Origin of the sequence: Paraburkholderia ginsengisoli NBRC 100965 (assembly GCF_000739735.1) — a bacterium.
Classification (GTDB): Bacteria; Pseudomonadota; Gammaproteobacteria; order Burkholderiales; family Burkholderiaceae; genus Paraburkholderia; species Paraburkholderia ginsengisoli.
Map to the genome: position 1 here is coordinate 957,229 of NZ_BBJF01000004.1, position 22,129 is coordinate 979,357.

General features: G+C 64.2%; 15 protein-coding genes and 2 pseudogenes. 7 read left to right on the forward strand and 10 right to left on the reverse strand.

The genetic code is table 11. The features are described 5' to 3' along the window. Positions 1–386: 386 nt before the first annotated feature. A complete protein-coding gene (gene typA / locus BGI01S_RS08340) occupies positions 387–2,213 on the reverse strand; it encodes a translational GTPase TypA (RefSeq protein ID WP_042324058.1) in 1,827 nt (608 codons plus the stop codon). 343 nt (positions 2,214–2,556) lie between these two features. Here typA and BGI01S_RS08345 point away from each other — a divergent pair, with 343 nt between their 5' ends. From BGI01S_RS08345 to BGI01S_RS08360, 4 genes and pseudogenes are all read left to right on the forward strand, one after another. After that, entirely contained in the window at positions 2,557–3,072 is a 516-nt protein-coding gene (locus BGI01S_RS08345; protein WP_042324059.1) for a MarR family winged helix-turn-helix transcriptional regulator, read from the forward strand. 49 nt (positions 3,073–3,121) lie between these two features. Continuing rightward, complete coding sequence (locus BGI01S_RS08350; protein WP_042324061.1) at positions 3,122–4,630, forward strand: efflux transporter outer membrane subunit; 1,509 nt, start codon at positions 3,122–3,124, stop codon at positions 4,628–4,630. Positions 4,631–4,723: 93 nt separating this feature from the next. Continuing rightward, on the forward strand, positions 4,724–5,953 hold the full coding sequence (locus BGI01S_RS08355) for an EmrA/EmrK family multidrug efflux transporter periplasmic adaptor subunit (RefSeq protein ID WP_042324066.1): 1,230 nt from the start codon (positions 4,724–4,726) through the stop codon (positions 5,951–5,953). A gap of 6 nt (positions 5,954–5,959) precedes the next feature. Continuing rightward, positions 5,960–7,552: pseudogene (locus BGI01S_RS08360) on the forward strand (DHA2 family efflux MFS transporter permease subunit); the annotation flags it as partial. A 138-nt stretch (positions 7,553–7,690) separates the two neighbouring features. Here the strand turns inward: BGI01S_RS08360 and truB are convergent. The 5 genes from truB to rimP all read right to left on the reverse strand — a co-directional run bounded on the left by truB (position 7,691) and on the right by rimP (position 14,270). Further along, entirely contained in the window at positions 7,691–8,626 is a 936-nt protein-coding gene (gene truB / locus BGI01S_RS08365) for a tRNA pseudouridine(55) synthase TruB (RefSeq protein ID WP_042324071.1), read from the reverse strand. 90 nt (positions 8,627–8,716) lie between these two features. Further along, a complete protein-coding gene (gene rbfA / locus BGI01S_RS08370; RefSeq protein WP_042324072.1) occupies positions 8,717–9,082 on the reverse strand; it encodes a 30S ribosome-binding factor RbfA in 366 nt (121 codons plus the stop codon). A 199-nt stretch (positions 9,083–9,281) separates the two neighbouring features. Then, positions 9,282–12,245: a translation initiation factor IF-2 gene (infB, locus tag BGI01S_RS08375; protein WP_042324074.1), complete on the reverse strand. Its 2,964-nt coding sequence runs from the start codon at positions 12,243–12,245 to the stop codon at positions 9,282–9,284. Positions 12,246–12,339: 94 nt separating this feature from the next. Next, a complete protein-coding gene (gene nusA, locus BGI01S_RS08380) occupies positions 12,340–13,815 on the reverse strand; it encodes a transcription termination factor NusA (protein WP_042324076.1) in 1,476 nt (491 codons plus the stop codon). After that, positions 13,812–14,270, reverse strand: a complete 459-nt coding sequence (gene rimP, locus BGI01S_RS08385) for a ribosome maturation factor RimP (RefSeq protein ID WP_042324078.1) — start codon at positions 14,268–14,270, stop codon at positions 13,812–13,814. The genes nusA and rimP overlap by 4 nt, the downstream gene beginning before the upstream one ends. A 185-nt stretch (positions 14,271–14,455) precedes the next feature. Here rimP and BGI01S_RS30120 point away from each other — a divergent pair, with 185 nt between their 5' ends. Continuing rightward, the gene (locus tag BGI01S_RS30120) at positions 14,456–14,620 is read left to right on the forward strand and encodes a hypothetical protein (RefSeq protein ID WP_157004133.1); all 165 of its coding nucleotides are present in this window, start codon (positions 14,456–14,458) and stop codon (positions 14,618–14,620) included. Between the two features lie 168 nt (positions 14,621–14,788). Here BGI01S_RS30120 and rluB read toward each other — a convergent pair whose 3' ends face one another. The 4 genes from rluB to BGI01S_RS08405 all read right to left on the reverse strand — a co-directional run bounded on the left by rluB (position 14,789) and on the right by BGI01S_RS08405 (position 20,619). Next, positions 14,789–16,654, reverse strand: coding sequence for a 23S rRNA pseudouridine(2605) synthase RluB (gene rluB / locus BGI01S_RS08390; RefSeq protein ID WP_042324080.1), 1,866 nt, complete (start codon positions 16,652–16,654; stop codon positions 14,789–14,791). Between the two features lie 63 nt (positions 16,655–16,717). Next, positions 16,718–17,773 (reverse strand): SMC-Scp complex subunit ScpB, encoded by a 1,056-nt coding sequence (scpB, locus tag BGI01S_RS08395; RefSeq protein WP_042324082.1) that lies wholly within the window; start codon positions 17,771–17,773, stop codon positions 16,718–16,720. A gap of 359 nt (positions 17,774–18,132) precedes the next feature. Continuing rightward, positions 18,133–19,362 carry a pyridoxal phosphate-dependent aminotransferase gene (locus BGI01S_RS08400; protein ID WP_042324085.1) on the reverse strand — a complete coding sequence of 410 codons (1,230 nt, stop codon included), beginning with the start codon at positions 19,360–19,362 and terminating at the stop codon, positions 18,133–18,135. A 354-nt stretch (positions 19,363–19,716) separates the two neighbouring features. Then, complete coding sequence (locus BGI01S_RS08405) at positions 19,717–20,619, reverse strand: LysR family transcriptional regulator (protein ID WP_042324087.1); 903 nt, start codon at positions 20,617–20,619, stop codon at positions 19,717–19,719. Positions 20,620–21,027: 408 nt separating this feature from the next. On the opposite strand from BGI01S_RS08405, the pseudogene BGI01S_RS08410 reads away from it, so the two are divergent. Both BGI01S_RS08410 and BGI01S_RS08415 read left to right on the forward strand, forming a co-directional pair. Then, positions 21,028–21,423: pseudogene (locus BGI01S_RS08410) on the forward strand (transposase); the annotation flags it as partial. Positions 21,424–21,711: 288 nt separating this feature from the next. Beyond that, positions 21,712–21,966, forward strand: a complete 255-nt coding sequence (locus BGI01S_RS08415; RefSeq protein WP_042324089.1) for a hypothetical protein — start codon at positions 21,712–21,714, stop codon at positions 21,964–21,966. The last annotated feature ends 163 nt before the right edge of the window (positions 21,967–22,129 follow it).

Genomic DNA, 22,129 nt, shown 5'->3' on the forward strand with positions numbered 1-22,129 from the left:
CACCTTTCTTCGAGTTTCTCGAGAAATAGCGGGTTACAGAACCTTCCGCGACACGGCCTGACCGTTTAGCGGATTGCGCGAATCAAGTCTTGCTTGGAAGGACCTAAAACTTTGCACCCGGGGAGCATATCACAGAACGGATATCGCAGATAGCAGACGGATTGCCGCTCGAGCCTGTCACGACGGGCTTTCGCGACTCGCCGCAGCGCTCATTCCGCAACGCGCAACAGTCTCATGCGAAAACGGGGACGAATAAACGGCGTGACTCGACAACCGCGGTTCAACGCTGTCTCGTGAGCCGGAAATGACAAAAGCCACCCGAAGGTGGCTTCTGTCTACAACATACCGGGAGCGAATGGTCGCGAACCAGTTCAGCCAAGGCCTGCTTAGTCCACCGCGCCCTTACGGCTTGCGCTACGGCGCTCGTGTTCTTTCAGGTAGCGCTTGCGCAGACGGATCGATTGCGGCGTGACTTCGACCAGCTCGTCGTCGTCGATGAACTCGACTGCGTATTCCAGCGACATCTGGATCGGCGGGACGAGGCGCACCGCTTCGTCGGTGCCCGACGAACGCACGTTGGTCAGCTGCTTGCCCTTGATCGGGTTCACGACCAGGTCGTTGTCACGGCTATGAATGCCGATGATCATGCCTTCGTACAGCGGCTCGCCCGGCGACACGAACATACGGCCGCGATCCTGCAGCTTCCACAGTGCGTACGCGACTGCCGCGCCGTCGTCCTGCGAGATCAGCACGCCGTTGCGACGCTCGCCCACCGCGCCTTCCTTGACGGGCTGATACGAGTCGAACGTGTGGCTCATCAAGCCCGTGCCGCGCGTGAGCGTCAGGAATTCCGACTGGAAGCCGATCAGGCCACGCGCCGAAATACGGTACTCGAGACGCGTACGGCCACGGCCGTCCGACGCCATGTCGAGCATTTCGCCCTTGCGGCGGCCCAGCTCTTCCATCACGCCACCCTGGTGGCCGTCTTCCATGTCGACGGTCAGGTTTTCGTACGGCTCGTGCTTCACGCCGTCGATTTCCTGCATCACCACGCGCGGACGCGACACGGCCAGCTCGTAGCCTTCGCGGCGCATGTTTTCCACCAGAATGGTCAGGTGCAGCTCGCCGCGGCCCGCCACTTCGAAAGTGGTTTCGTCGCCGGTTTCTTTCACGCGCAGCGCGACGTTGTGGTTCAGTTCCTTCATCAGGCGGTCGCGAATCTGACGGCTCGTGACGAACTTGCCTTCGCGGCCGGCCAGCGGCGACGAATTGACGAGGAAGTTCATCGTCAGCGTGGGTTCGTCGACGGTGATCATCGGCAGCGCGTCCGGCTGTTCCGGTGCGCAGATGGTCACGCCGATACCGATTTCCTCGATACCGTTGATCAGCACGATGTCGCCGGCTTCAGCCGAGTCGACCTGCACGCGCTCGAGGCCCTTGAACGACAGCACCTGGTTGATCTTGCGATTCAGGATCGCGCCGTCCGGACCCGAACGCACGGCGACGGCCATGCCCGGCTTGATGCGGCCACGCGTGATGCGGCCCACGCCGATACGACCGACGTACGACGAGTAATCCAGCGACGTGATCTGCAGTTGCAGCGGCGCATCCGGATCGGCCGGGCGCACCGGCACGTGTTGCAGCACGGCTTCGAACAGCGGACGCATATCGCCTTCGCGCACGTCCGGGGTCAGCCCGGCGTAACCGTTCAGGCCCGACGCGTAGACGATCGGGAAGTCGAGCTGTTCGTCGGTTGCGCCGAGCTTGTCGAACAGGTCGAAGGTCTGGTTGATCACCCAGTCGATCCGCGCGCCCGGACGATCCACCTTGTTGATCACGACGATCGGCTTCAGGCCGAGCGCCAGTGCCTTCTTGGTCACGAAGCGCGTTTGCGGCATCGGGCCTTCGACGGCGTCGACCAGCAGCAGCACCGAGTCGACCATCGACAGCACGCGCTCCACTTCACCACCGAAGTCGGCGTGGCCCGGGGTGTCGACGATGTTGATGTGCGTGCCTTCGTACTCGACCGCGCAGTTCTTCGAAAGGATCGTGATGCCGCGTTCCTTTTCGATGTCGTTCGAGTCCATCACGCGCTCGGCGATTTGCTGGTTGTCGCGGAACGTGGCGGTCTGACGGAGGAGCTGGTCGACGAGCGTGGTCTTGCCGTGGTCGACGTGAGCAATGATTGCGATGTTGCGTAGGGCGCGGGTCATAGGAAACCTGGAGACAGTTGGAGTGCGCCGCTTGCTTACCGCTTGCTTATGCCGGTTACGTTACTGGTACCAACCACGACAAGCCCAAAGCGCACTTTTGGGAACCCAATATTGTAGCACGCCACAGTGAAGCTTTCTGGTATTCCCTGATAGCGCGGCCGTCTTCCAGGCAACGGCAAGTAGGAATGCTGCGCGACTCCGTCGGTACAAACCTACGTAAAAGCGCGGTCTATTAGGGCTTGGGCGCGGAAAGATCCTTGCCTAAGCTGCAATAACGCTTGCCGCGTCAATCAACCACATTCTATAATCCTGCCTAGTCAACCATTGCATTCGCACGAGAATCATGACGGAGCCGTCCCCCACCCCCACGCCGGACCTCAGCGAATATCAGCTAGGCGAAAGCGTCGGCTATCTGCTGTCGCGGGTGAAATCGACGATGTCGAACCTGGTTACGCAGCGGAGCATGGCCGAGTTGGGCATCACCAGCCAGCAGGGCAGCATCCTGTTCATGGTCGCCAGCGGGAAATGCCTGCTGGCCGCCGAACTGGCCCGTGAATACGGTATCGACGCGAGCGCCGTCACGCGGCTCATCGACCGGCTGGAGAAGCGCGGCCTGCTCACCCGCGTGCGCAGCAACGAAGACCGCCGGGTCGTGCGCCTCGCGCTGACGCCGGAAGGTCATGCGATCGCAGCCAGAATGCCGGCGATTTTCACCGGCGTGCTGGACAGCCTGCTGGGCGGCTTCACCGCCGAAGAAGTGGGCTTTCTCAAGAGCATGCTACGCCGTGTGCTCGTCAATTCCGGTGAACAGACGGGACTGACCCGTGATGCAGCAAGCAATCTTGACAGTAAATCGTAAGAAATTGCTTGCAGCGTCCATCATTACATTCCACTCAAAGAGTCGAGCGATGAAATCCCTTTCCCTGTCCGCGCCCGCGCTTTCTAGCCGGGCCGCCGTCACCGTCGCGGTGACGGCGCTCGCCCTCACGGGGTGCGCGAACTACTTCGGTGTGAAGAGCGACAAGCAGATCTCGTCGCCGACGCAGTACGAGTCCGCGCAGAGCCTGCCCGGCGAAGGTGGTCAATGGCCGTCGCTCGACTGGGCCAACCAGTTCGGCGACCCGCAGTTGCCCAAGCTGATCGCGGAAGCGCTCGACGGCAGTCCGTCTATCGCGCAGGCGCAGGCGCGTCTGGCCAAGGCATCGTCGTATATCGAGACCTCGCGCTCGGCGCTTTTCCCCAAGGTCAACGCCAGCTATTCGTGGACGCGCGAGATCTTCTCCGCCAACTCGCTCTACCCGCCTCCGTATGGCGGCACCTGGTATAGCGAGAACAACGTGCTCGCGAGCGCGTCGTGGGATCTCGACCTGTGGGGCAAGAACCGTCAGCGCCTCGGCCAGGCCGTGTCGCAGGAAAGGGCCGCTCAGGCCGACATGCAGCAGGCGCGCGTGACGCTCGCCGCCTCCGTCGCGAGCACGTACAACCAGCTCGCGCAGCTGTACGCGTTCCGCGAAATCGCCGCGCGCGAAATCGCCAACCGCAAGGACATCGGCCGCATTACCGACGGCCGCGTGGTGGCCGGCCTCGACACCAACGTCGAGCGGCAGACCGCGACGGGCAACATCGCGACCAGCCAGTCGAACCTGACCGACCTCGACGGCCAGATCACCGTCGTGCGCTACCAGTTGGGCGCGCTGCTCGGCAAGGGCCCGGACCGTGGGCTGCAAATCGCCCAGCCGACGCTGTCGGCCGGCAACACGGTGGCGCTGCCGAACAACATCCCGGCCGACCTCGTCGCGCGCCGCGCGGATATCGTCGCCGCGCGCTGGCAAGTCGAAGCCGCGATGCACGACGTGAAGGAAGCGAAAGCCGAGTTCTTCCCGGACGTCAACCTCGCGGCCGGCTTCGGTTTCGACGCGTTCGGCTGGGGCCGCTTCCTGACCGCGTCGAGCCGTCAGATCCAGTTCGGCCCCGCGATCCATCTGCCGATCTTCGACGCCGGCGCGCTGCGCTCGCAATTGAAGGGCCGTTATGCCGACTTCGAGCTCAACGTGGCGAGCTACAACCAGACGCTCATCAATGCGCTCCAGCAGGTTGCGACGCAGGTGTCGTCGATCCGTTCGATCGATCAGCAGGAAGGCGACGCACAGCGCGCGCTCGACGCGTCGACCAAGGCGTATCAGCTGGCGGTCATTCGCTACAAGGCCGGCCTCTCGCCGCAGTTGCAGGTGCTGACCGCCGACCAGAACCTGCTCGCCGCCGAACAGACCGTGGCGGGTCTGAAGATGCGCCGCCGCGATATGCAGATCGGCCTCATCAAGGCGCTCGGCGGCGGTTTCGACGCGACGCAAACCGGCCTCGTCGTACCGACCGATGCTCCGGCACCGGCCGCCACCGCGACCGCCGCCGCGCAATGATCGAACGCAACGCAGCCGCAGCCAGCCGAAAACCCGCGCGAGCGCGCGCACCCGAATAAACGACGACGCTAAAGAAAACCCGGAGCACATCAAATGAGCACCCCCCAGCAGCCCGCCCCCCCGGCACAATCGGCGAACAACGGCAAACGCAAGCGCATGATGACGCTGCTCGTCATCGTGATCCTGATCGCCGCGGTCGCTTATGGCCTGTACTACTTCCTCGTCGCGCGCTTCCATGAAGACACTGACGACGCCTACGTGAGCGGCAACGTCGTGCAGATCACGCCGCAGGTCACGGGCACTGTGATCGCGGTAAACGCGGACGACACCCAGGTGGTCAAGGCGGGCGATCCGCTCGTCGTGCTCGATCCGGCCGACGCGCGCGTCGCGCTGGAGCAGGCCGAAGCGAATCTCGCGCAGACGGTGCGCCAGGTGCGCGGCCTATTCGCCGACGACAATCAATACCAGGCGCAAGTCGCGTTGCGCCAGGCCGATCTTTCGCGCGCTCAGGACGACCTGAAGCGCCGCCTGACGGTCGCGCAAACCGGCGCGGTGTCACAGGAAGAAATCTCGCACGCCCGCGACGCGGTGAAGAGCGCGCAGGCCGCCGTCGACGCCGCCCAGCAACAACTGGCGTCGAACCGCGCGCTGACCGCCAACACGACGATCGCCGACCACCCGAACGTGAAGGCCGCCGCCGCGAAGGTGCGCGACGCGTACCTGAACCACGCGCGTAACGTGCTGCCCGCGCCCGTGACCGGCTACGTCGCCAAGCGCTCGGTGCAGGTCGGCCAGCGCGTCTCGCCGGGCACTCCGTTGATGGCGATCGTGCCGCTGCACGACGTGTGGGTCGATGCGAATTTCAAGGAAGTGCAACTCAAGCATATGCATATCGGCCAGCCGGTGGAATTGACGGCCGACGTGTACGGTTCGTCGGTGCCGTATCACGGCAAGGTGGTCGGCTTCTCGGCGGGCACGGGTTCGGCGTTCTCGCTGCTGCCCGCGCAAAACGCGACCGGCAACTGGATCAAGGTGGTGCAGCGTCTGCCGGTGCGGATCGCACTCGACCCGCAGGAGCTCGACAAGCATCCGCTGCGCATCGGCCTGTCGATGCAAGCCGACGTGAACATCAAGGATGACTCCGGCGCCCAGCTCGGCCAGGCGCCGAACACGGCCTACCAAACCAACGTCTTCGATAAATACGGCGACGAAGCCGACGCGGAAATCGCCCGCATCATCGCGGAAAACGCCGGCCCGAACGGCGGTGCGCAGAAGTCGACGCAAGCCGGCCCGGCCAAGGCCGCGCCCGCCGCGAAGAGCTGATTCTCGCCGCGTGACGATTCAAAGAAGGCTTCTTTAATGGCTCAGGCTCAGGCGCAAGTCCCTCATCCGCCGCTCGAGGGCGCGCAACTGGTGATCGGCACCATCGCGGTGTCGCTCGCCGTCTTCATGAACGTGCTCGACACGTCGATCGCGAACGTCTCGATCCCGTCGATTTCCGGCGACCTCGGCGTGTCGGCCGACCAGGGCACGTGGGTGATCACCTCGTTCGCGGTCGCGAACGCGATCTCCGTGCCGCTGACCGGCTGGCTCACCGACCGCATCGGCCAGGTGCGCCTGTTCATGGCGTCGATCGTGCTATTCGTGATCTCGTCGTGGCTGTGCGGCCTCGCGCCGACGCTGCCGTTCCTGTTGGCTTCGCGCGTGCTGCAAGGCGCGGTGGCCGGCCCGATGATCCCGCTGTCGCAAACGCTGCTGCTCGCCAGTTATCCGCGCGCGAAGGCGCCGATGGCCTTATCGATGTGGGCGATGACCACGCTGATCGCGCCGGTGGCCGGTCCGATTCTCGGCGGCTGGATTTCCGACAACATCTCATGGCCGTGGATCTTCTACGTCAACATTCCGGTCGGCATCGTCGCCGCGGTGGCGACGTGGATGATCTTCCGCAACCGCGATTCGACAATCAGAAAAGCGCCGATCGACGGCGTCGGCCTCGGCCTGCTGATCGTCTGGGTCGGCTCGCTGCAGGTGATGCTCGACAAGGGTAAGGACCTCGACTGGTTCTCGTCCACGACCATCGTCGTGCTGGCGCTCGTCGCGGTGATCGCGCTCGCGTTCTTCATCGTGTGGGAATTGACGGCCGAGCATCCGGTGGTGGATCTCTCTCTGTTCGGGCGGCGCAATTTCACGGGAGGCACGATCGCGCTGTCGATCGGCTATGGGCTCTACTTCGGCAATCTCGTGTTGCTGCCGTTGTGGCTGCAGACCGATATCGGCTACACCGCAACCGAAGCCGGGCTGGTGATGGCGCCGGTCGGCCTGTTCGCGGTGCTGCTGTCGCCGATCACGGGCAAGATTTTGCCGCGCACCGATCCGCGCTATATCGCGACGCTGTCGTTCCTCGTGTTCGCGTTGTGCTTCTGGATGCGCTCACGTTATACGACCGGCGTCGATACTTACTCGCTGCTGCTGCCCACGTTGATTCAGGGGATCGGCATGGCCGGCTTCTTCATTCCGCTCGTGTCGATCACGCTGTCGGGCTTGCCGGGTAACCGGATTCCGGCGGCGTCGGGCTTGTCGAATTTCGTGCGGATCATGTGCGGCGGTATCGGCACGTCGATCTTCCAGACCGCGTGGGATCACCGCACGATCATGCATCACGCGCAACTGACGGAGCAGGCGAATGCGTACAACCCGGTGTTCGACCAGTCGATCCGGCAGATGGGCGCGGCGGGCTTCAGTCAACCGCAGGCGTACGGACTGTTCAACTCGATGGCCACCCAGCAGGCCGCGCAATTGGGCGTGAACGATCTGTTCTTCGTTTCCGCCGGGATTTTCGTCGCGCTGATCGCGCTGATCTGGATTACGCGACCGGAACGCGCCGGTGGCGATGCGGGCGCGGCGGCGGCCGCGGCGCACTGAGGCTGAGCTTCCGTTCGACGAAGCAGGCGAGATGAAAAAAGGCGGGACCGCTCGATAGCGGTCCCGCCTTTTTCTTTGGAGCAGCGGCGTCTGCGTGCCGTTAGTTAGCTCACAGCGACGGAGTGCCCGTCGAGCACGCTAGCTTTCGGTGGTCACCACCAGCCGTTCAGGCGCCAGCACCCCCTCGCCCTGCTTGGCGACGCCCAACAGGCGGCCTTGCCCGGCATACACGCGCACGCGTGGCGCGTTCAAGGCCTCGCCGGTAATGGTCAGCTCGGAAAGCTTCAGGCGCTGGCCGTGCAGAAAGCGGCGCGTCTCGTCTTCGTTCAGACGCACGAGCGGGAACGTCGACAGCAACGCGTCCACCGGTTGCAGCCACGAGTCGCGCTCGCTCCCGCTCGCGTCGGACAGCGCGTCGAGCGTCACCGAATTCGCCAGCGTCAATGCGCCGACACCCGTGCGCCGCAGCGCAACCAGATGCGCGCCGCAACCCAGCGCCTCGCCGATATCCTCTGCCAGCGTGCGCACGTACGTGCCCTTGCTGCACGTCACGCGAAACGTCACGTCCGGCAGCGCGCACGCGAGCAACTCCAATGCGTGAATCGTCACCTGACGCCCTTCCCGCTCGACCGTCTGACCGGCTCGTGCGTATTCATACAACGGCTTGCCGTCGCGCTTGAGCGCGGAATACATCGGCGGAACCTGGACGATCTCGCCGAGGAAAGTCGGCAAAGCCGCCCGCACCGCCGCTTCATCGCACGTCACGTCACGCGTGTCGATTGCTTCGCCCTCGGCGTCGCCGGTGGTCGTGCGAATGCCGAGGCGCATGGTGGCCTCGTAGGTCTTGTCGGCTTCGAGCAGATCCTGCGAAAACTTGGTGGCCTCGCCGAAACACAGCGGCAGCAAACCGGTCGCGAGCGGGTCGAGCGTGCCGGTGTGGCCGGCCTTTTTCGCCAGATAGAGACGCTTCGCGCGAATCAGCGCATCGTTGCTCGACAGGCCGAGCGGCTTGTCGAGCAGGAGGACGCCGTCGAGCATGCGACGCGGCACGCGGGGGCGTTGGGGTGTGGTCATATCAAAAAGGCAGACTTCAGTGAATACGGATACGGCGCTGAGCGCTTCGACGCTCAGGCATGGCAACGAGCGCCGTGGCTCAACGTGCGCTCAGTCTTCTTTCGCGCGATTGGCATTTGCCTCGTCGATCAGACGCGACATCTCGACGGCGCGCTCGATCGTCTTGTCGTAATGGAAATGCAGCGTCGGCACGGTGTGGATATGCAGCCGCTTGAACAGTTGATTGTGCAGATGGCCGGCCGCGTGCGTGAGCGCTTCGAGCGTCTGTTGCGGGTCGCCGGTCAGCGTCGTGAAATAGACTTTCGCGTGCGCGTAATCCGGCGTCAGTTCGACGCTCTGAATCGTGACGATGCCGATGCGCGGATCCTTGACCTCGCGCAGCAACTCGGACAGATCGCGCTGGATCTGATCGGCAATCTGCACGTTGCGATTGGGAGAAGAACGTTTTTTAGGCATGGTGTTGTGTGATCCGTGGTGACGGATGCAAAAAAGTTGTTCGCGCGATCATGGATTTTTTGGGGCGGCATGCGACGGCTCGCTTGCCCAGACAAAACATGACTGCGGACCTGCTCGCGGGCGCGAAACCGTGGGCCCAAAAACAACGGGCGGAGCGGGCGTTGAAGCCCGCTCCGCCCGTAGAGCCGTGCCGCGTGAATTACAGCGAACGCGCGACTTCGGTGACCTCGAAGACTTCGAACTGATCGCCTTCGACGATATCGTTGAAGTTCTTGATCGACATACCGCACTCGAAGCCCTGACGGACTTCCTTCACATCGTCCTTGAAGCGCTTGAGCGAATCGAGCTCGCCCGTGAAGATGACGACGTTGTTGCGCAGCACGCGCACCGACGACGAGCGCTTGACGAAACCGTCCGTGACCATACAGCCGGCCACCGCGCCGATCTTCGGTACCTTGAAGACCTGACGCACTTCGACCGTACCCGTCACGACTTCGCGCTTCTCCGGTGCCAGCATGCCCGACATCGCGGCCTTCACGTCATCCACTGCGTCATAGATGATGTTGTAGTAGCGAATATCGACGCCGTTGGACTCCGCCAGCTTGCGAGCCTGCGCATCCGCACGGGTGTTGAAGCCGATGATGACCGCCTTCGAAGCCGTTGCCAGGTTGACGTCGGACTCGCTGATGCCGCCCACGGCGCCGTGCACGATCTGCACGCGCACTTCGTCGGTCGACAGCTTGAGCAGCGACTGCACCAAGGCTTCCTGCGAACCCTGCACGTCGGCCTTGACGATAAGCGGCATGTATTGCACTTCGCCTTCGCCCATCTGTTCCAGCATGTTCTCGAGCTTCGCGGCCTGTTGCTTGGCCAGCTTGACGTCGCGGAACTTGCCTTGACGGAACAGCGCGACTTCACGCGCCTTGCGGTCGTCCGGCATGACGATGACTTCTTCGCCTGCTTGCGGGACTTCCGACAGACCCTGAATTTCGACCGGGATCGACGGACCGGCCGACTTGGTCGGCTTGCCGGTTTCGTCGAGCATGGCTCGCACGCGACCGTAAGCGCTACCTGCAAGCACCACGTCGCCGCGGTTCAGCGTACCCGACTGGACCAGAATCGTTGCAACCGGACCCTTCCCCTTGTCGAGCTTCGCTTCGATGACGAGACCCTTGGCCGGCGCTTCGACCGGCGCCTTCAGTTCCAGCACTTCGGCTTGCAGCAGCACGTTTTCGAGCAGATCGTCGATGCCCGCGCCGGTTTTCGCCGAGACCGACACGAACGGCGAATCGCCACCGTATTCTTCCGGCACGACGCCTTCCGCGACGAGCTCCTGCTTCACGCGCTCCGGATTTGCGTCCGGCTTGTCGATCTTGTTGATCGCGACGACGAGCGGCACGCCGCCTGCCTTCGCGTGGGCGATCGCTTCCTTCGTCTGCGGCATCACGCCGTCGTCGGCTGCGACCACCAGAATCACGATGTCGGTTGCCTTCGCACCGCGGGCACGCATAGCCGTAAAGGCTTCGTGACCCGGCGTGTCGAGGAACGTGATCACGCCACGCGGCGTTTCGACGTGGTAAGCGCCGATGTGCTGCGTAATGCCGCCCGCTTCGCCCGCTGCAACCTTCGCGCGGCGGATGTAGTCGAGCAGCGACGTCTTGCCGTGGTCGACGTGACCCATGACCGTGACGACCGGCGGACGCGGCAGTGCTTCCGCATCCGACACTTCGCCTTCGACCAGCATCGCTTCCGGATCGTCCAGCTTGGCCGCAACCGCGTGGTGGCCCAGTTCCTCGACGATGATCATCGCCGTTTCCTGGTCCAGCATCTGGTTGATCGTGACCATCTGGCCGAGCTTCATCATCGACTTGATGACTTCCGACGCCTTCACCGCCATCTTGTGCGCCAGATCGGCGACCGTGATGGTTTCCGGCACGTGCACTTCACGCACGATCGGTTCAGTCGGCGCCTGGAACGTGGTGTTCTGATCCTGATGCTTGCCGCGACCCTTCGGGCCACCGCGCCAGCCGCGATCGACACCGCCGCTCGAATCGCCACGCGTCTTGATACCGCGGCGCTTCGCTGCGTCGTCCTGCCAGCCGCCCTTGCCGCCGCCCGGCTTCTTCTTGTCGCCAGCGGACGGTGCGGTCGTAGCTGCCGGAGCCGCAGCAGCCGGCTTCTTGGCAGCCGGACGCGCCGGTGCTTCACCTGCCGGACGCGCCGGCTTGTGCAGCGTGCCCTTGGCTTCCGCGGCCTTGGCCGGCTCGGCGGGCTTCGGTGCCGGTTCCGGCGCCTTGACCTGCGCCTTGCGCGGCGTGTTCATCATTTCGCGGATGGCGCGAGCTTCGGCTTCCGCCGCAGCACGGCGCTTCGCGATTTGTTCCTGCTCGGCGCGCGCTTTCTCGGCAGCCTGACGCGCTGCGTCTTCCGCCTTCTTCGCGGCTTCGCGTTGCGCGGCACGTTCCGCCGCAGCGCGTTCGTCGTCCTGCTCGCTTTCCTTGGCGACTACCGGCTCGGCTGCCTTCGCCGCCACCGGCTCGGCCTTGGCGGCCACCGGCTGCGCAACGGGCGCCGCCTGCTGGGCTTTATCGCGGGCTGCCGCCTCGGCCGCAGCCGCTGCGCGCTTCTTCGCGGCTTCTTCTTCCGCGCGACGGCGCTCGGCTTCAGCAGCCTGCTCGCGCGCCTGACGCTCGGCTTCTTCGCGTTCGAGCTGTTCCTGACGCGCCTTCAGCTCCTGAGCCTGCTTTTCGAGCAGTTCGGCTTCGTGACGAGCTTCCTCTTCACGACGCTGAAGTTCGAGATCGTCGACCTCGACGCCTTCGGCCACATGATTCGATGCATCTCCGCCTTCGGCGGAGGTTTCGTCGCGGCGGACGAAAGTGCGCTTCTTCCGCACCTCGACCTGAATGGTGCGAGCTTTGCCCGTCGCATCGGATTGCTTGATTTCCGACGTATGCCGTTTCGTCAGCGTGATCTTGCGCTTGTCCGCATCAGTCGAGCCGTGAGACTTGCGCAAGTGATCGAGCAGACGCGCCTTGTCCGCCTCGGACAGGTTGTCGTCTTCGCTCGCTTTTGTGACGCCCGCCGCCTGCAGCTGCTCGAGCAGCACGCCTGCAGGCATTTTCAGTTCCGCGGCAAATTGGGCTACGTTGTTACTCGCCATTCATTCCTCTTAATGCAAGGACCGATTCCTTGCGGTTAGCATCGTGTCATGCGGCCTAACGGCCGCGTTCAGTTTAGTGCGCCATGGTCATTTCTCACTGGAACCAGTGTTCACGTGCTTTCATGATCAACGCCTTAGCGGCATCCTCTTCCATTCCGGTCATCTCGACCAGTTCATCCACGGCCAGCTCGGCGAGTTCGTCGCGCGTCTGAACCTGATGTTCGGCCAGCTTCGCGAGCAGGTCGGCGTCCATGCCGTCCAGGCTCTTCAGGTCGAGCGATACATTTTCGACCTTTTCTTCATTCGCGATCGCCAACGTCAACAGCGCGTCGCGCGAGCGATTACGCAGTTCGTGAACGGTGTCTTCGTCGAATGCTTCGATTTCCAGCATTTCGTTGAGCGGCACATACGCGATCTCTTCGAGGCTCGTAAAGCCTTCGTCGATCAGGATGTCGGCAACTTCTTCGTCGACATCGAGACGCGCCATGAACAGGTCACGCAATACACCGCGTTCCTGATTCTGCTTTTGCGCAGATTCGTCCGGCGTCATGATGTTGATCTGCCAGCCGGTGAGTTCGCTGGCAAGACGCACGTTCTGGCCGCTACGGCCGATCGCGACCGCCAGTTCGTTTTCGTCTACGACGACGTCCATCGAATGCTTTTCTTCATCGACGACGATCGACTGGACTGCTGCCGGCGCGAGCGCGCCGATCACGAACTGTGCGGGATCTTCCGACCATAGCACGATGTCGACGTTTTCGCCACCGAGCTCGTTGCGCACGGCCTGCACGCGCGAGCCGCGAATGCCGACGCAGGTGCCGATCGGATCGATGCGCTTGTCGTACGCGACCACGCCGATCTTCGCGCGCACGCCGGGATCGCGGGCGGCCGCCTTGATTTCCAGCAGGCCCTGTTCGATTTCCGGCACTTCCATTTCGAACAGCTTCATCAGGAATTCGGGCGCCGTACGCGACAGCTCGATCTGCGGACCGCGCGCGGTACGATCGACCTTCGCGATGTAGGCGCGCACGCGGTCGCCCACGCGCAGGTTTTCCTTCGGAATCAGCTGGTCGCGGCGCAGCAGCGCTTCGACACGGCCGGTTTCGACGATAAAGTTGCCCTTGTCGAGACGCTTCACCGAGCCGGTCATGATGTGCTCGCCGCGCTCGAGGAAGTCGTTCAGGATCTGCTCGCGCTCGGCGTCGCGCACCTTCTGCAGGATCACCTGCTTGGCGGCCTGCGCGCCGATCCGGCCGAACTCGATCGACGGCACCGGTTCTTCGATGTACTCGTCGAGCTGGATTTCGGGCTGCTGTTCGCGTGCCTCGAACAGCAGGATTTCCTGATCCGGCTCCTGCAGACCGGCTTCGTCCGGCACCACTTTCCAGCGGCGAAACGTTTCGTGCTCGCCGCTTTCACGGTCGATATGGACGCGGATGTCCGCATCTTCTTCGAAGAGTTTCTTGGAGGCCGAAGCGAGAGCCGCTTCGAGCGCGGCAAATACCACGTCTTTGTCGACATTCTTCTCGCGTGCCAGCGCATCCACCAGCATCAACACTTCGCGACTCATTGTTTGCGGCTCCTAAAGTCAACTTTCGGAACGAGGCGTGCTTTGTCCATGTCCGCGAGCGTGAAATCGAGCATCGCGGCGCCTTCCTTCCCTTCAAATTCCAGACCGATCGTCTCGCCTTGCGGAGCATGCAGAATGCCCCGGTACGATTTCCGTCCGTCCAATGGCTTTTTCAATGTGATTACCACTTCGCTGCCTGCGAAGCGTTCGAAATCCGCCAGTTTTTTCAGCGGGCGGTCGAGACCCGGCGACGACACTTCAAGCCGCTCGTATTCGATATTTTCGACCGTCAGAACGTGCTGGAGCTGACGCGTGACTTTCTCGCAGTCTTCGATCGCGATGCCGGCCGGCTGGTCGATATAAATACACATCATGCCGCGCCCGGTGCGCTCGAAGTCGACGAGCTCGTAGCCGAGTCCCACGACCGTGGTTTCAATCAGTTCCGTCAGTTGCACAGTGCCCTCTTAGATGTTCGCGCAGCGAGCCTGCCGCTTGTTTTGCAAACAATCAATGCGGGCCGCGCGCCTGGCCGGCGCACGTTCGTGCGAACCCGAGATGCCGAACCACGAGAACTGAGCGGCAAAAAAAAATGGGCTAAACGCCCATCATCTTATTACCGGTGGTCGCACCTGAGCCGCACATGAAAAGCCGCACGCCCAGCGACTTCGCGATTGTAGCCATTTTTCAGGACAAACGCAAACCGCAGAACGCCGCGCAAAGCGCATTTCCGCTTGATTTCATGGGAATCTTTCGCTGCCGTTCGGGGCTCGCGGGCCTTGTGCAAGGCGCTCTGCGCCGCCGCTGAACGGGCCGCGCAAGCAGGGCAAGTCAACCCTGCCCCTACTTTCGCCCGCACGCCGGTTTTATGCGTTGCTTGAAACCGGCGGCGCGCATCGATCGACTCCGAAGAAGGCCGCCGCGAACATCGTCAAGGAACGGCGCGCAGCCGGCCGACTTGCGGGACTACCGCTGCTTAACGGCCGCGCGACCGGCCACGCGGTGCGCCGCCGCCGCGATTGGCGCCACCCGCGTTGACGTTGCCGCCACCTGCGCGGTTCGCGTTACCGCCGCGATTGGCGCCCGGGCCGCGGTTGCCGCTACCCGGATTAGCCCCGGCACCGGCGCCGCCGGCGCGCTTGCCGCCACCCGAACGGTTGCCATTGCCCGACGGCGCGCGATTGCCGTCAACTTCACGCCCGCCACACGGGCCGGCCGCTCCACCGCCGCCCAATGCGCTGCCGAAGCCGCTAGCACCACGGCCTGCGCCCCGATTGCCGTGGCCACCGCCAAAACCGGCGCCCGCACCACCGCTTCCGAAGCCGCCGCCCGTCGCACCACGACGGCCTTGACCGCGCGGTTGCTGTTCGAAACGGCTATGCGACATCAACACCGGCTCACGGTTGATGAAGCCCATCGACGTTTGCATCGGATCCGGCTGCTTGCGCTCCGGCGCCGAGCTGCGGCCGCCGCGTTCTTCTGTCGGCGCCTTCAGGCCAACCGACGCCATCAGCGCGCGCACCTGGTTGTCCTCGAGTTCTTCCCAACGGCCGCGCTTGAGGCCCTTCGGCAGCGAGATCGGGCCGTGACGCGTACGGATCAGGCGGCTGACCATCAGGCCGGCCGCTTCGAACATACGACGCACTTCGCGGTTACGCCCTTCGGCGAGCGCAACGTGATACCAGTGATTGGTACCTTCGCCGCCGCCGTCGCGGATGCGCAGGAAATTGGCCGGGCCGTCATCCAGTTCGACGCCGTGCAGCAGCTTCTGCCGCATGCCTTCAGCCAGTTCGCCGACCACGCGCACCGCATATTCACGCTCGACGCTATAGCGCGGGTGCATGAAACGGTTCGCCAGATCGCCCGACGTGGTCAGCATCAGCAGACCTTCGGTGTTGAAGTCGAGCCGGCCGACCGCGAGCCACTTGGCGGTTTTCATCGGCGGCAGCTTGTCGAACACCGACGGACGGCCTTCCGGATCCGCGTGGCTGACGATCTCGCCGGTCGGTTTGTGATACAGCAGCACGCGCGGCGGCTTGTTGGCCAGCTTGCGCTTGACCGGCTTGCCGTTGATACGGACCTGGTCGGTCGGCATGATGCGTTGGCCGATGTGTGCCGGCTCGCCGTTCACCGACACCCGGCCGGCGACGATCAGCTCTTCCATGTCGCGGCGCGAACCCATGCCCGCTTCCGCCAGCACCTTGTGCAGCTTCGGCGCGTCGTCGTCCGCCGCCAGTACGCGCTTGGGCGCAGCCGGCTTGCCACGGCGCAGCATCGGGGCACGCACGCCGCCGGTGGCGCTGTTGTCCGCGTCGAACGCGGGCGACGTCACATACGAGAACAGATCGTCCTGACCGGCTTCCGGGGCGGCCGCCGCCGGCGCTTCACCAGCACGGCGATTCTGGCGCTGACCGCCTTCGCGCGGCTGACGCTCGCGACGGCCTTCCTGCGGCGCGCCATCACGCTGACCACCTTCGCGCTTCGCGCCGGCCGCATTGGCGTTGCGTCGCGAGCCCTGGCCCTTGGCGCCCGCATCCTTGCGCGGCATGCGCACCTGCGCGACCACCTCGCCGTCCGGCGGCGTCTCGGTGACGACCGGTGCCCCTTGCGCGGGCGCGCCTTCGGCGCCCTTCGTCTTGGCCCCGGCGCGGCGTCGCGCGATCAGGCTGCGCGGTCCGCGACGCAGGCCGCGGCGCGGACGGTCTTCACCGTCTGCTTCCGTGGTCTGAGCCGGGCGCTCGCCCTCGCCTGCCGACGCTTGCGTGGTGCGCACTTCGTCGGCCCGTGCCGACGGCACGGCGCGCTCGGATTCGGACGAATCGGTGTCGTGGGTATGTGTCAAAACAACCTCAAAATGTCAGGTCGCGCACGCCCGTTGCGGGCGCGGCAAAAAAGTTCGGTTACGTCAGGCGCTGCGCGACTCGGGTTCGTCGTCGGTCAGAATGCCTGCGTCCTGCGCGGCATCGCGACGATCTTCAGGATCGCCGTGCGCCGCCGTGGTCGGGTTCGGCTCGGCGGCGCGCTCCGTGTTTCGGAGTGCGCCCGAGTCGTGCGCGGGTATTGCCGGATCGGCCTGGGAGACCGGATCGTGATGCTGTGCGGAGCCGGGGACGCCGGTCTGCGATGCTGCGTTTGCCGTTTCGGCAAGTTCTTGTGCGGCCGGCGCGTCGGGCGTGTCCAGCGTGCCCGGATGCGGCGCCGGTGCCGGCGCGACGTCCGTAGCAGCGCTGGCTGGCGTTTCAGCGTCGTGCGCCATGGTTTCGCGCGATTCAGCTTCGTGAGTTTCGGCGAATTCTGCTCCTGACGCTTCGGCCGACTGTGCCAACTTCGGCTGCCCGGCGGTGTCGCCTTCTATGCCTTCCACGTCTGCCGATATGCCCTGCGCGGCTTCGGCGATGTCGGCGAACTCGATCGCATGCTGACCGAGCAGATCCGCATTCAGTTGCGCGGACGGATCCGCGAGCGGCGGCAATTCGTCGAGCGCGGTCAGCCCGAGGTCGTCGAGGAACTGCCGCGTGGTTGCGTACAGCGCCGGACGCCCGGGGACGTCACGGTGGCCGATCACTTCGATCCAGCCGCGATCTTCGAGCTGCTTGACGACCTGCGTATTCACTGTGACACCGCGAATCTCTTCGATATCGCCACGCGTAACCGGCTGCCGGTACGCAATGATCGCGAGCGTTTCGAGCACCGCGCGCGAGTATTTCGGCGGCTTCTCAGGATGCAAACGATCCAGGTACGACCGCATCGCGGGCTTGCTTTGAAACCGCCAGCCCGACGCCAGCCCGACCAACTCCACACCGCGCCCAGACCAGTCCTGCCTGAGGTCTTCGAGCAAAGTCCGAACGGTGTCTGCCGACACGCCGTCGGCAAAGAGCTTGCGCAATTCGCCGAGCTTTAACGGCTCCTGCGCGCAGATCAAGGCAGTCTCGAGGACGATCTTCGCCTCTTGGGTATTCATGCAGCTAGGTCAGACCCTGTGGTCAAAGAACCGGATCAAACAGACGATGTGGAACTGAAGACGCGCTCGCCCGATTCTGATCGGTCATATTGATGGGAGCACGCACCGGGGGGAGGCGAAACAGACTATCGAGCCAAACCCAGCCGGACGGAGCAGCGATATTCCTGGAAGGAATCGCGTGACTGAGCGCCATATTACGCAAAAACAATCAGTGCGTAAAGACGAAATCCCCCGCGCATTTTCCGGGCGGCCTTCAGCCGGCGCGCTCGAAGGGGAAAGCGGAGATAACCAGTCAGAAACTCCGCTTCTTTCATTAGGTCTTTTCGGCCGGATGGCGAGCCGCATTCCGCTGGTGCGCACTAAACGCTTGGGTGCCTTGCCAGGAACCGCTTCAGACGTTCGACGCCGGCATCCAGCCGCGCCGTGTCGCACGCGTAGCACCACCGCACGAAACCCTCGCCCTGTGGACCGAACGCGCTGCCGGGCGCGATGCCCAAGCCCACTTCGCGCACCATCGCCTTGCACAGATCGAGGCTGTGCCCGGCGCCGGGCATCGAGAAAAACAGGTACATCGCACCCAACGGCGCCTTGACGTCGACACCCGGCAGCGCGGACAGCGCGCGCACCAGATGGTCGCGCGATGCCTTTAGATCGAGCACCAGTTCGCGCGTGAAGCGCTCGCCCTGCTGCACGGCCGCGATGCCCGCCTGCTGGACCAACGACGGCGCGCATGACGTGTTGTACTCGACCAGCTTGCCCAGATCGTCCATCAACGAGATGGGCGCGACGATCCAGCCGAGCCGCCAGCCGGTCATCAGCCACGCCTTCGAGAACGAGTTCACGCAGATCACGCGTTCATCGCGCCCGGCCAGATCGAGGAACGACGGCGCGGTCCGCGCCGGCGCGCCGCGCGTGACGGAAGCCGCGTCGGCGTCCGGGTAATAGAGGCGCTCGTAGACCTCGTCGGCAACGATCCAGATGCCGTGGCGCCGGCAATGCGCGAGCACGGTGCGCTGGTCGTCGCGGCTCATCACCCAGCCGGTCGGATTGTTCGGCGAGTTGATCATCAGCATTTTCGTGTCGGGCGTCAGCGCCGTCAGCAATTGCGCGACGTCCAGTTGCCAGCCGCGCTCGCCATAGCCCAGCGCCACCGTTTCGACATGCGCGCCCAGAATCTTCGGAATCTCGACCAGATTCGGCCAAAGCGGCGTCACGGCAACGACCCGGTCACCCGCCCCCACCACCAGCTGAGCGGCCAGCATCAACGCGTTGACGCCTGCGCTCGTGACCGCGACGTGGTCCGGCGAAGTCGCGCCGTGCAGGTCGCTGACGTAAGTGGCCAGCGCAGCGCGCAGCGGCGCGATGCCCAGGTTGTGCGTGTAGAACGTCGCGCCGGCGGCCAGCGCGGTGCTGGCGGCGTCGCGGATGAAAGCGGGTGTCACGCGGTCCGACTCGCCGAACCAGAACGGCAGCACGTCGGCGACGCCGAAACCGGCGTTGGCAACTTCACGGATTTGCGAAGGACGCAGCGCACGCACGGCATCGCGCGCATTCGGGATGGAGGGCACAGACAGGTCCAAATCGCTCATCGAGGGTTCCAGACGGGGGAGAGGTAAAAGCTGATGCTTTGGGAAGGCTGTAGTTTAACGCGGCGTGGGAGTGGAGACGGGAGCGAGCGGCGAAGTGGTGGTTGGAGTTGCCGGAGGTTGGCGGTTGCCGGTTGGCGGTTGGCGGACAGTGCATGGTGGTGCACGGCGGTTGCGGTTTGCGGTTTGCGGTTTGCGGTTGGCAAGCGATGAGCGATACTCCGAAGCCCGCAACCGGTAGCCGCAAACGCTCGCGCAACACTTACTGCTCAAGCCGCCACCCAAAGCCCCGCCGCCGCTCTTTGTCGACCCGCAAGACGGCAGCCAGCGACCGCAGCGACCGCTTCCCTCTCCCCCTTAACTCAAATCCTCCGCCCGGGCCGGCAACTGCCGGATCAACCCCCACACCGCCTCCGCCGCCGGCGACAACGAACGGTCGCGCCGCCGCACCAGTTCGACGCGGCGCTCCGCGCGCGGCACGAGCGGGCGCGCCACCAGCGACGCACCCGCCGGCAGCGGCAACGCCAGCCATGGCAGCACGCTCACTCCGACGCCCGCCTCCACCAGCCCGAAAACGGTCGCGGAATGCCCCAACTCCTGCACCACCGTGGCGCTCACGCCGTGCTCCTGCATCGCGGCGTCGATGATCGGTCGGCTGCCGGACGCGTAATCAAGCATCACGAGTTGCTGACCTTCGAGGTCGGTCCAGGCGACGTGCTCCTGAGCGGCCAGCGGGTGGTCGTCGCGCGATACCACGCAGAACGAATCCGTCATCAGCGCCTCGCTGAGCAGATCGTCCGCGGCAAACGGGCCGATGATCACGCCAAAATCGACCTCCCCCGACTTCACCTTGCGCACCACGTCGCTCTGCACGTCGTCGCGCAAGCCCAGCGTGATGTACGGAAATTGCCGCCCGCACGACGCCACCACGCGCGGCATCAGCCGGCAGGCCACGGTCGGGCTGGCGGCTACGACCACGCGTCCCCGCCGCTGTTCGCCGATTTCGCGGATCTCGCGCAGCGCGTCGTCGAGATCGGACAGCAAACGCGACACGCTCGACACCAGGTTGCCGCCGACATCGGTGAGCTGCACCTCGCGCGTCGTGCGATCGATCAGCTTGAGGCCGATCTCGCCCTCGAGTTCGCGCACGCACCGGCTCACCGCCGATTGCGTCAGGCCGATTTCATCGCCGGCCCGGCTGAAACTCTGCAGGCGGGCGACCTCGATGAAAACCCTTAGCTGACGCAGCGTCACATTCATTTACCAACCTCATCAATAACTTCATTTGATGCGCATTGTAAGGCCAAACGCATGTCGCACCGTCAGATGGGTCCTCTCGCTGCAATGCAGCAATACGGCGCGGACGCACGCTGGCCGGGCCTGATTGCACAAGATTGGTGATTGTCCCGATTTGCGAGATAGGTTTTTTGGATTCTCATACGCCCCTAGCTAGCGCCCGCGCTGGCCCGCCGTCACGGGGCTTTGAGGCCGTCTGAATCAACTTGGCACACTTCCTGCATTTCCATGCACACAGGGTCGGCGCCATGACTTCTGACTGCATAGCAGACCGTGGCAAGCCCGACCCCCTTGGCACTCGCCTATCGAGTGCATGGAGAGTGCGCGGCGCGGGGCAGCGCACCGGAGTTAGCTTCGCTGAGGTGAAACATGATGCTGTTCGACGATTTGAGAGACAACGAGTGGGCGCTGGTCGAGGCTTTGTTCTGTGCTGAACCGGCACGGAGCGAGCGACGTGGTCGGCCGCGCGTGGAAGCGCGCGCGGTAGTCAACGCCGTGCTTTGGGTACTGTCGACGGGCGAAGGCTGGTCCAAACTGCCTGGCCGCTACCCGTCGCCGCCGACTTGCCGCCGTCGCTTCGACGAATGGCAAGCCGATGGTACGCTCGCCGAAATAGTTAAGCGACTCGGCACGAGCGGCCGTGAAATTTCGCTGCGTGGCCGTATCGGAGCGACCGCTGCGAAGCCGCCTGCGCCGCCGAGCCGCGACCGCCTGCGCGGCGCGTTCTGGACCAATCCGGAATCGTGGCGCGCGCCGGTCAAGATGGCCTGACGCGACAAGTGTTTCACCTCCGGGCGCCTGTGGGCGCCCGGCATATATCCGGCCACCGCGCGTGTATCGAACGGCCCGTGCGCCGTCATGGGCACCGCCGTCTGGCGCGCCCATCCAGTCGTCCCTTCACGCTGCGAATCGCCGCGCTGCTTCGATGTCCGAAGCGGTCCGACGACTGCGGGTGAAACATCCATTTACTATTACTTACAGCGTGCTTTCGCGCTCCGGCATACCTTATACGTATGCAAACAGGCCTTGAGTCGATCGGCTTGACGGGAGCTCAGCATGAAACCAATGTCACTGCTTCTGTGCGGCATTGTGATTTCATCAATGGCCGCACCGGCGCTCTCCCAGGAGCGTCCACAGGCTTGGAACTGGCGGCCGGATCGCACGGCTACCCTCGAAGCCTGGCAGCAAAGTCAGACGCGCAGCCGCGACTTCACACCGCCCGCGCCGCGCGGCGATCTGCGTGGCGACATCGCCAGTAACGTGCGTGCGCGTCTTGATACGCCGCGTGAAGAACCGACGCGGCATCGTTAGGGATCGCTGGAGCGAAGCGGACTTGTGCGATGGAGCGCACGTCGCGCGGTTCGACATGCGCCGTCTGTTGGTCAATTGAACGAGAGGGGAACCACCGGACGCTGTGCCAGTCTGATTTAACGCCATTAGCACAGCGTGGCAGTAGTAAATCCGGTACGCCCGT